Consider the following 11,963-nt stretch of genomic DNA (forward strand, 5'->3'; position numbering starts at 1 on the left):
CGCCGGGCGTGGTAAAGATGCCACGCTGAATCTGGTGGTTGAAACTGTCAAACGGCAGGCTGAAGAACGGGGAGAATCGACACCAGAGGTCTTTCCCCTGAATGCCTGTGATTGTTCCTGGGACAAAGTGTGTGAAAAGATCCAGACAGCAAAAGTGCATGGCGGCATCGTGGTGATCTCGGAAATGAATCTGATCGACAGCCAGCATCTTGAAGGTGAGCTGAACGACATATTGGCCGGTGACGCGCATCCGGGTTTCCACCTGTTTGCCACCATCAACCCACCGGAGTACAGCGGGCGAAAACCCTTATCACCGGCGCTGAAAGGGCGTTTCAGACATTTACCGATCCGTCAGTATAACCCGGTAGAATTACAGGCTATTGCTGAAAAAGTGTTGCCGCACACCACGGAGGGGAAAATCGCGGCTAAACGGCTGACTCAGCAACATTGTCGTTTGAGAGCTTACCTGCAACGGAAAAACCTGCCGTTGCAGCCGACCAGCCGCGATTTACAGAATGTCGCTATGGCTGTCGTCAAAAGAGGCGATTTTACCGAAAACGGGCTACATCAATGCCTCAATCAGCACTACCGGCTTTATCTGATGGCCGCCAACCTGTCACTGGAGGAACTGCCAGAGTCATCGACTCTTGCCCTGAATAACAGTGAATTTGATTCCGGACTTTGCGAATGGTTCAACCAAACAGTACCGAACATTGATCGTCCGTGGTTGATACGACTCAGTGATCACAACAGCATTGATGAAAAACGCCATGAAATTCGTATTAACGCTCGTCTGCATAAAAAGGAAGCCAAGACGGAAATCATCAAAAGGGTCGTTCAAGCCAGGTGGCTGGCATCCGGTCTTTCCCCGGAGCCGGATCGGTCGGACGATATGCTCACCCGGGCACTATACCGACACTGGCAGCAAAGCTGGTTTAATCGTGAATATAGCCGGACGGGCGTGGACGCCAATAGCGTATTTCCACTGACCGAAGAACAGGAACAAACGCTGAAATTACCGGCTTCCCAGCCTTATCTTCAGGAGGCTGATCAGCGTATAAGCACATGGAACTCCAATGCTGTTCAATTCTGGCCTGCTTTTTGGCATCAGATAAGTAATCACCCAAACCATTGGGTTGGCGATTGTAGTAACAAAGTGTTGGCTATGGACGGTGATAGCACGCCTGAAAAATACAAACCAGAAGTCCTCAAGATACGGGCTAAGACGCTGGATCGGAGCACGAACTATGAGAAACTGGAAAGGCCAAAATTTAATGATCATGAAATTTTTAATACGCGGAATCCTTCTTCCTGGATGTATCGTTGGTGGGCAGAGGATATAAATGTGTCTGCCAGGGGTGATATCGAACATATTGATCTTAATGATCAACACATTCAGGGGTTCGAGACCCTCATACCTGATCGGTTACCGGGGCCTGACCAGACACTGATATTAACCAGAGATCAAACGCTGGCGACTGTTAAGCGGTCATCGAAGAAGGGTAAATATGCATTGCCCAGCCTCACTCCTGACGACTACATCGTGGCCTTGCGCATGAAACCTGATCTCCCATTTACCCTGATCAGGGATCATTATACCGGGCTTCACACACTGTTGACTCCTCAGGCTAAAACCAGGCAGCCTATTCAGTTTACTTATGTCGTACAACCCGGAGAACCGGGCAAAAAAGCACCTGTTAAAGAAGCCAGACCCGAACCATCAACATGGCTTGACAGCCACTGTTCAAAAGGTATGAAAAAAGTTCTGAGCAAAGTGTTTGTGACCATTAAGCATCAACGACCCAAAGCACGGGCGGGTTTGCAGAAAATAAAAAACGCCAAAAACAAGGAGCAACGAATCAGAGCGATCACTGACTATTGCAAACAGTTTTCCGGTAGGATCGAACCAAAAGATGAGGAAAATTTCTTTCAATTCCTCGTAACACGGCAACAAGGTAGCTGTCGTCATCGTGTACCTGTTTTTATTGCTTTTTGTCGTTATTTCGGAATTCCATGTCGGCAAATTAAAAACCAAAGACACAGCTTTGCTGAGTATTCCCGGGATGGAGGCCAGACTTGGGAGTCTGCAGATTTAGGCGGGGCACCAGTAGAGAGGACAAAAATCACACCTGACTTTCAGCCCATCAGAAAGCTCCCTGATTCCAGTACTGAGCTAAAGAAGAGCAAGGATCTTCTGAAAGATCTCCTGAAAGGGGCTGATTTAGCACAACAGCGAGCTCTGGCTAAAGCCTGTGGACTGAGCCTTGAGGAACTGAACAAACCTCTTGAGACAAAAAGTCTGTTGCCAGAAACCAATCTAAGTACCTCCGAAATACTAAAGAACCTATGGGAGGAAAAAGATCTGGCCAGTTTTTCCATGGGTGTTTCAATTATCGAGTCGCTGGAGCCAGGAGCATTGGGCTATTACGAGAGCGAAGTTAAACCGATATCGAAGGCATTAAGAAAAATATTATACGACAGCGATGAAAATCAGGTCACTGAACAACTCAAGTTGCTCCATTCAAAAATGATGCTTCAGGGCGGAGCAATCATTGACCTGTGGTTGTACTTAATTGTGAAAACACTGAGAGGCAGTGACTTAATGAAACCTTCGGTCATTCATTTTGCCCTTGAAGTCATGGAATCGGGTTGGTTGGATCCACTGCCGATTTATGAGGGCTCTATTATAGATGCTGCTCGACATCATCAGATGTTGGTGTGTCTGGAAGCTGTCGATGAACTGAAGGCTAAAGCCAGCCAGTGTCTAACAAAGTTTTATAGGCAACTATTGTCCAGGGAAAAAAATAGCCAGGTATGGCAGTTGGCTTATAAAGGATTCCAAAAGAGCAAAGGTACTACCCTGCTCGTGACTCATTGTCATGATGGTTTTTCGCCATACCTTGAAAAGAAAATTGCCAGCTCCTCAATGCAACCCGCCTGGACGTTCGAACCTGAGGGCATTCCAAATATAGAGCGAATGCTGGTGCGCCGTCCCGCGTTTCCGAAATTTGTCTCGGACAAGACCCATCACCGTCCGGTGATTATCATGGGACAAGTGGCCTTGCCCGAGGAAGTAATTGATACAAAAGCTGCAGCCCTGCTTCAAATGAGAGCTGAGAAGCGCCCGGAATTAAAGAAGATATTACAAAAAGTCAGTACCTGTAAGGCAACGAGAATACGACACCGTCAAGCTCTGAGAGCATTGAAAATTCCGGAGAGAAATATTGTTGATGCGTCAACGGGCAAATGCAAGCGAGCGATTGTACACGCCTTTTGTCATTATCTTCATGGATTGACAAACTCGCAAGGCGGTAGCTTAACGTTTTGTTGGGCCGCTGCTAACGTTGGGTGCGACACTGGCGAAATGAACGAGTATGGTGCTCATGATCCATCCTCACCACTAGAGCTGTTTGCCATGATGGATGATATTGATAGTTGTTTCATTTTTCAAGATTCTGTTAATAATGCTTGCTTACGGCAGGCACATAACGCCGTTAACGCTCTGGTGCTCAAAAACGATGATATGGACAAAATTGCCGAAGAGTTTATTAACAGCGTGAATCTGAATTCGATTTGTAACGCATTGGATACATGATACCAGTCTGGCCATGATGAGTTTTTCGAGATTGGTCAATTCCTTCCACGGCAACGAACAACTATCAAAATTGAACTTTCGTACTACATAAAGGTCAAATGATTAAACAGTTTCAACTTAATCCTTTATATGGTTGTAGGGAGGTTAACTATGGATGGTCATATTGGTGGAGAAATAAATAAAGCCTTTCGTAATAACTGCGTGCCTGATAATAGCATTCCGGCCAAAAGAGCGAAGCTGGATGAACCCATTGCAAAGGTCTGCTCTGAGGTAACGGCCAAACTCAATCTATCGTCATCTCCGATGAAGATGCCTGACAAGTCGAGAACCGTATCCGCAACGGATTCCTCGCTGCAAAAACCCCCTCGTGCCTTCGATTTTCGTTTTGTCACCAGTGATGATGAGGTTCGACAGCTTTTGGTTGACCAGACCGACGATGAACAACGCGATGTCACTATTATTTCCCACCCCGATGACCTGTCACAGGCAAATCTGGTGAGCCGGTTAAACATTTCCGGTGATGGTCACCACACTCTGAATTCGGGCAAACTGTTTGAAGGTTCAAAGCCACTCACCCTGGTGATCGATATCCGAAAGCTCACCAGCGAGGATCTGCCCAAATTTAACGATCTACTGGACCCGGATAATCCCTGCCTGTACGACAAAGTTAGTCAGAAGAAACGTCCCCTGGGCGAGCATGTTGCTCTGCTGGTCGTGGCAGACCCTGCGCAGTTGGCAGCGGTTGGCCAGCTTGATGATGCCCCCGGTGCTGATTTCTGGCGGCGAATTAATCGACCGGGCAATACCTGGCAATTCAACGCACAAACTGGCAACGAGCCACTGATGGAGATTGACGAGGTTCCTTCGTTATTGGCCGAACTCCCCCCTGCCGAAAGCGCTATGGACGACGACAATACCGTTGTTATTAACTGTCACCTGCACAGCAACTGGCAACAGTTGCTGCTGGGCGGCCCGGGAGTAGATGAACAGGGACGAATCCAGCACATACCCGGCAGGCTTGAGCTACTGAAGCCCGGTCAACGGGTGATTCTGAAAGGGGCTGACTGGCAGGATCTGGCCTTTGAACAGACGGTTCGACAGATGCTGATGCAAAAGTGCTTTGAGAGCAATGGTAAGCTCTGTCCGTTACCCGACGATGTTCAGTTTTATCAGATGCCGGTGGGGAAAGACGAGCTTCATTCACTGTTTCAAACCCTGTCCCACCCATGTGATAAAAAAGAAGAACAGGCACCACGAAACCCGATCATTATTAACCAAAGTAATATCAGGGAATGGTTGAGCCCGATTGCCATTACCCCGGAAGGCTATGCCATACCTAACACCACTCTGTTGGAACAAGTTCGGGCAGGTGGTGTCGTCACCGTAACGTCTCCCCTCACGGAAGCGCTCTGGTTTTGTTTGCTGGGTTCACTGCAGACGATTCGCAAGACAACGGGCCTGGAGCCCCAACTTCAGGTGGCTCATACAAGACGGCAGCCGAAAGCCCTGAGGTTGGCAGAAGACGATAAGCGTTCAATGAAAGATCACGCCGTTTTTAGTACCGTCACGTATCGGCAACCTGCTCAGGCCAGTCATTGGATCAATCAACAGCATGCACCTCTGGTCATTCAGGTCAATGAACAGACCAGCCTTAGCCAGCTATTTGATAATATCTATATCACCTCGGAACGAAAGGCGCATTTTGGGCGACGTGAGACTGAATTGCAGGAGGCATTAACCTCTGGCAAGCCGGTTGTATTGCGGGGACTGGAGAGTAATCCAACGCTTCAGGCGCTTCTGGAACCTCTGGCTGTTGGGCAACCTCTGTTGGTGAATGGCCAATTACAGGCCTACCCGGAAGCTGATGTCACCCTGCTCTGGCCTGAGTCTGCGAAGAGCCCGTCTTCAGTATTTGATTCCATGGTTGCCAAGGGTAAACCCTGTCCTGAGGTCGATCTCTGGGAGATCAATGCTAACAAGCATGAGATCCCCCGGACTGAACTGCCAGAACAAGCGCTTAATGAACTTTACAAAACCTTTAAAACTGTACCCGCCGACCTTTGCAACCCGCTGCCTGAAATGACCGAAGGGTTATTGAATAACCTGATACTGGCTGCCCGGCGAGCACAGCAGGTTGACCAGTCCCCACAACTTTTACCCCGCCACTGGCGCAAGGCTATCGATAGCGTCATCACCCATGGTACCCGGCAGCATCCGGCAGTGCGGGATTTTATGAAAGTGGCTTGCTGGCAGTTACTGCCGGATGCTGGTAAGAAGCCGGATGCCCATAAGAAACCGGATGGTCAGCGTACTGCCTCGGTAGACCCGGATCGGTTAAATGCCATCATCAACAGTGCCCCGGGACTGGATAGAGCTTTTGTGAAGCAAAACCTATGGTCTCTGGCCAGAGCCTTTGACCCGGTAGTATTTGAGGACTGCCAATTAAAACTGTCTTATGTACCATTTTCAGAGTGCGATGAAAAAGAAGTTCTGGACAGCTTCTGTGCCATGATGGTGGCCCATGCGCCTGAACAACAACGCCTGGCAATGGCGCATTCGTTGGAAGTCGATCCGGCAGCAGCAGAAACCTGTCAACGGTTAGTCATCAGACCATCAAAACAGATCAAACGTTTACAAGATGCACTGGCTTCTGGCTGGGAGTTAACCTTGTCGTCAGGGCAGACCCGATCTGAAGCCATTCACACTCTGGCCACTGATTGTTTTCAGATGCCCAGAACAGCGCATTCTGAGGCAGAAGACATTGAACGTATAGAACATCGATTGTCTGAATCACTGGCATGGCAGGGTTCCGCTGATAAGCCCCTGTCACTGCTGGCCCGGGATCTTTATCACGGCCAGTTAAGTCAGAAGGATCGTGAAAGCCGTCGATTATCCCGACTCCATGACCGGCTTGCGAACTCCCCCGTTATATTCCTTGAGGGAGAAACCGGCACCGGAAAAAGTTACTTTTCATCCAAAATGGCGAAGGCTTCAGGACAGGCTGAGGTCATTTCTCTTGGACCTTCTGACAGCGAACAAACCCTGATGAAACGCTGGCAGTGGCAACAACACGCCGATGGCGATCGCTCGATGGAACAGCAAAACCGGATGCTGATGGCATGGGCCAATACCCCGTCCGACAAAGACGGAGAATTCGTTACCCTGGTGCTGGATGAGGCCAACCTGGCCAAAACGGGATTGCTGGCGTCATTAAACGGCTTATGGGAACCGGAACCCTGCATCTATGTCAATGGCCATCCCGTCAAGGTCAGCAGCAACCACCGGGTGATTCTCACCGGCAACCCGGATCATTATGCCGGGCGACAACTGGACCCGGCCCTGAGAGAAAAACTGCCCAGAGCTTACTATCCCCGTCTGGACCAGGCATTTCTTCGAGACAGAGTGGTGGAACCGGCTCTGGTCAAACAGTTACAACGGCATCTGCCGGGATCTGAAATAAACGACATTGCACACATTGCCACCGAGAGTGTGATGACACTCTGGCAATATTATCAGGAACTGTTGCCAGAGCATGAGTTTACCCCCAGGGATTTAACAGATATCTGCAGTTGGGTGGGTTGGTATCTGGATCGTGCACTGCCCGTAAACGACAGTGTTTCCTATAAGCAAATAAACCGTTTGATCCAACAAAGTTTTCGAGATCTACTGGCTCCCGAAATCAGCGAGACTCATACGGATGCCCTGTCCGCAGTGGAAATCTGGTTTGCTGCCCGTTACCACCTCGACAACACCCTGATCGACAAAGTTCATGCACAGAACCTGCAAGATATACAGCAGCCCTTCATAACATTCACTGAACAAACCCGACCTGACTTTGACACCTCCGGATCGGCAGTCAGTGAACTGGTGCAACAGCTCGGACAGGATTTAAGCCGCTGTCAGCAGGCTTATCATCTCAACAGGAAACACGACGGTCGTCAGGCGACGCTGATTGAAGGCCCGGCGGGACGGGGCAAGGATGCCACTCTCAACCTGGTGATTGAAAGCGTCAAACAGCAGGCTAAGCAACGGGGAGAATCCATGCCAGAGGTCTTTCTCCTGAATGCCTGTGATTGTTCCTGGGACAAAGTGTGTGAAAAAATCCAGACGGCAAAAATTCATGGCGGCATCGTGGTGATTTCGGAAATGAATCTGATTGACAGCCAGCACCTGGAAGGCGAGTTAAACGATATACTGGCCGGTGACGCCCATCCGGGTTTCCATCTGTTTGCCACGACAAATCCACCGGAGTACAGCGGACGCAAACCGCTATCACCGGCGCTGAAAGGGCGTTTCCGACACTTACCCATCCGACAGTACAGCCCGGCAGAATTGCAGACCATTGCTGAGAAAGTGTTGCCAAATAACCCGCAGGGGAAAATCCTGGCTGAAAAACTGACCAGAAAACATTGTGGTCTGAGGGCTGACCTGAAACAGAAAAAAGTGCCGTTGCAGCCGACCAGTCTTGATTTACAGAATGTGGCCAGGGCTGTCATCCAAGGGGGTGATTTTACCGAAGAAGGGCTTCATCAATGCCTCAATCAGCACTACCGCCTTTATCTGATGGCCGCCAAAATATCGCTGGAGGAGTTGCCCGAACCATCTGCTCTTGCCATGGCTCTTAACATGAGAAGGGGTGAGCTTGATTCCGGACTTTGCAAGTGGTTCAACGAAACAGTATCGGGCATTAACCGTCCCTGGTTGATACGACAAAGTTATCTCAACAGCATCAATGAAAAACACCATGAAATACGTATTAAGGCGGGTCTGGGTGGAGAGGAAGCCAAAACGCAAATCATCAAAATGGTGGCCCAGGCCAAGTGGCAGGCATCCGGTCTTTCCCTGAAACCGGATCAGTCGGACGATACCCTCACCCGGGCACTTTACCGACACTGGCAGCAAAACTGGTTTGATCATAAATTCGGCCAGACAGGCGTAGATGCCAATAGCGTCTTTTCTCTGACGGAAGAAGAGAAACAAACGCTGGCAACACCGGCTTGCCAGCCTTATCTTCGGGAAGCTGATCAGCAGATAGAGGCGTGGAACGCCAATGAAGCTCAATTGTGTCCAGCGCTCTGGCATCAGATCAGTGATCTGCCAAACCATTTGATAGCGGATTTTATTAACGAAGCATCAGCTATTAGCGGTGATGACGCTCCTGAACCATACAATCCAGAAATCCAGGGGGAAGAAGCACCGGCACTGGACCAAAGAACGAACTACGAGGATCAGGACACGCCAAAGGTTGAATTTAAGAGAATTTTTGACAAGCAGAACCATTCCCCTGCAATGGATCGCTGGCGGGCAATGGATATTTATGTGACGCCTGAGGGTGCTGTCAAACAGATCAAGCTCGATGATCGACACTTTCAGGGGGTCGAAGCCCTCATCCCCGATCCGTTACCAGAGAATCTCCGGGAAATGGCATTAACCAGAGATCAAACGCTGGCGACCCTTGAGATGTCATCAAAGAATGGTCGATACCCATTGCCAAGCCTGACGCCTCATGACTCTATCGTGGCCTTGCGGATAAAACCCAATTTGCCATATAAACTGATCAGGGATCGATATACCGGGCTTCACACACTGTTTATTTCCGGGGCAAAAGCAGACCAAAGTATTCAATGCGCTTTTATCGTAGAACCCGGAAAACCGGGCAAAAAAACAGCTGCTAAAGAAGCCCGACCAGAACGATCAATACTTTTTGACGTCCATTGTTCAGAGGGTGTGAAAAACGTACTGAAAGAGCTTTTTACAAATATTAAGCGACACCCATCCAACGAAATGAAGGAGCTTTTGCGGACAATAAATGACACTAAAGACACCAGGCAACGAATTAACGCGATCACGGAGTATTGCAAACAGTTTTCCGGTGAAGCTGAACCAGAAGCCCAAGAAAATTTCTTTAGCTTCCTGGTAACACGGCAACAAGGTAGCTGTCGCCATCGTGTGCCTGTTTTTATCGCTTTTTGTCGTTATTTTGGGATCCCCTGCCGGCAAATGGATAGCAAGATCCACAGCTTTGCTGAGTATTCTGCAGATGGAGGCCAAACCTGGGAATCAGTGGATTTGGGCGGGGCGCCCGGGGAGTTAACAGAAATCACCTCTGAATTACAGTCCAGCGGGAATGTCATTGATGACTGCCCTATGCCAGGCGAGATCGAGGAGCACGTGATAAAGCTCCTGAAGGACCTCATGAAGATTGCTGATTTAGCGCAACAGCAGGCTCTGGCTAAAGTCTGTGGCATAAGCCTTGAGGAACTGAAGAAAACGATTCAGACAGGCATTGTATTACCAAAAACCTATTGGTCTATTTTCTCAATTTCCACAATGGTAGAGAAACTTTGGCAGGAAAAAGATTTAGCCGGGTTTTCCCTGGGTGTCTCAATACTTGAGTTGCAAAAGACAAAAGCATTGACAAGCCCCAACCGGAACTTGGTCGGTACGGTAAGAGGAACTGAGCGTGACTATAGGCCGATGTCGGAGGCAGTCATACAAATATTGTCTGACAGTGATGAAGATCGGGTCATTGAACCACTCAAGTCACTCCATTCAAAAATGATTGAACAGGCCGGAGTAGACACTTACGAATGGTTGCGTTCAAACGTGGATATACTGATGAAGAGTAACTTGGCCAGGCCTTCGGTGATTCGCTTTGCCCGTGAAGCTCTGTTATTGGGTTGGCTGGATCCACTGCCGTCCTCGTGGTCCTCTATTATCACTGCCGAACAACATCATGAGCTTTTGGTGCGTCTGCAAGGCGTCGATGAACTCAAGGTTGCCGCCACCCATTGCCTGAAAAAGTGGTACACGACATTGTTGTCCAGGGAAAAAAATAGCCAGCAATTGCAGTTGATTTATGAGCGCTTCCAAAAGGAAAAAATGAATGCCATCTTCATCACTCATTGTCATGAGGGTTCTTCTTCATTCCTTGAAGATCAGATTGTCAATCGATCTATAAAGAATGCCTGGACGGACCAACCCGGGGGGATTCCGAATGTAGAACGAATGCTGGTAAGCCAGCCCGCGTTTCCACAGTTAACCTCAGGCAAGGCGAATCACCGTCCGGTGATTATCCTGGGTCAGCCTTTATGGGACAGCACAATGATTAAGGAAAAAGCCGAAGCCCTGTTTCAACGGAAACTTGAAAACAGCCCGGAATTGAAGAAGTTATCCGAAACGATCAAATCAAAGCCCAGTTTGGACCTATGGTACGAAAAGCGCACTCTGAACGATTTAAAAAACAAATGCAAGCAAGGGATCCTGCAGGCCTTCAGTCATTACTTGTATGAAATGACACACTCGAAAGGTGGTGGCTTAAGGTATTGTTGGGCCAGTGCTGCTCTCGGCTCTAACACTTTCAAGCGGGACTACTACGGCGCTCATGAGCCATCTTCTCCAGAAGAGCTGTATGGCATGATGACGCTCATTGATAGCTCTTCCCAGTTCCAAAAAACGGTTGAAGATGCCTACTTGCGGGAAGCACAAAACGCCAGTAATGCTCTGCTGCTGAAATCCAATGAGCTGACAAAAATTGCCGAAGAGTTTATTAACAGCGTGAATTTGAATTCGATTTGTGACGCATTGGACAGATGATAATAGTTTGGTGATGTCCATTAATGGCAACGAAATACTCTCCAAATGAAACTTTCGTACGATTTTAAGGTCATATTATTAAACAGTTTCAATTGAGTCCTTCAGATTGCAGTAGGGAGATCAACCATGGATGGTCAGATTGGTGGAGAAATAAACAAACCCGTTCGTAATAACGGCGTGTCTGATAATAGCATTCCGGCCAAAAGAGCAAAGCTGGATGAACCGATTGCAAAGGTCTGCTCTGAGGTAACGGCCAAACTCAATCTATCGTCATCTCCGATGAAGATGCCTGACAAGGCGAGAACCGTATCCTCATCGGATTCCTCACTCCAAAAGCCCTCTCATGCCTTCGATTTTCGTTTTGTCGCCGGTGATGATGAGGTTCGACAGCTTTTGGTTGCCCAGACCGACGATGAACAACGCGATGTCACTATTATTTCCCACCCTGATGACCTCTCACAGGCCAACCTGATGAGCCGGTTGAGCATTTCCGACGATGGTCGCCACACTCTGCGTCCAGGCAAGCTTTTTGAAGGTTCAAAGCCACTCACCCTGGTGATCGATATCCGAAAGCTCACCAGCGAGGCGCTGCCCAAATTTAACGATCTGCTGGACCCGGATAATCCCTGCCTGTACGACAAAGTTAGCCAGCAGAAACGTCCTCTGGGCAGGCATGTTTCACTGTTGGTCTTGGCTGACCCTGCGCAGTTGGCATCGGTTGGCCCGTGTGATGACGCCCCCGGTGCTGATTTCTGGCGGCGAATTAATCGAC

General features: G+C 48.9%; 3 protein-coding genes. All 3 read left to right on the forward strand.

Going from position 1 to position 11,963, the window contains the following annotated elements:
• On the forward strand, window positions 1–3,595 hold a 3,595-nt coding region (locus KBW69_RS22710; RefSeq protein WP_257282397.1), incomplete at its 5' end, for a transglutaminase domain-containing protein.
• Between the two features lie 150 nt (window positions 3,596–3,745).
• Window positions 3,746–11,191 (forward strand): AAA family ATPase, encoded by a 7,446-nt coding sequence (locus KBW69_RS22715; RefSeq protein ID WP_257282398.1) that lies wholly within the window; start codon window positions 3,746–3,748, stop codon window positions 11,189–11,191.
• Between the two features lie 126 nt (window positions 11,192–11,317).
• The coding region (locus tag KBW69_RS22720; protein ID WP_257282399.1) for a hypothetical protein at window positions 11,318–11,963 on the forward strand (646 nt) is incomplete at its 3' end.

It is taken from the genome of Endozoicomonas sp. ISHI1, assembly GCF_024606225.1.
GTDB lineage: Bacteria > Pseudomonadota > Gammaproteobacteria > Pseudomonadales > Endozoicomonadaceae > Endozoicomonas_A.

Coding starts and splice junctions, on each gene's coding strand:
- KBW69_RS22715 (WP_257282398.1), top strand. CDS start 3,746: ATGGATGGTCATATTGGTGGAGAAATAAATAAAGCCTTTCGTAATAAC.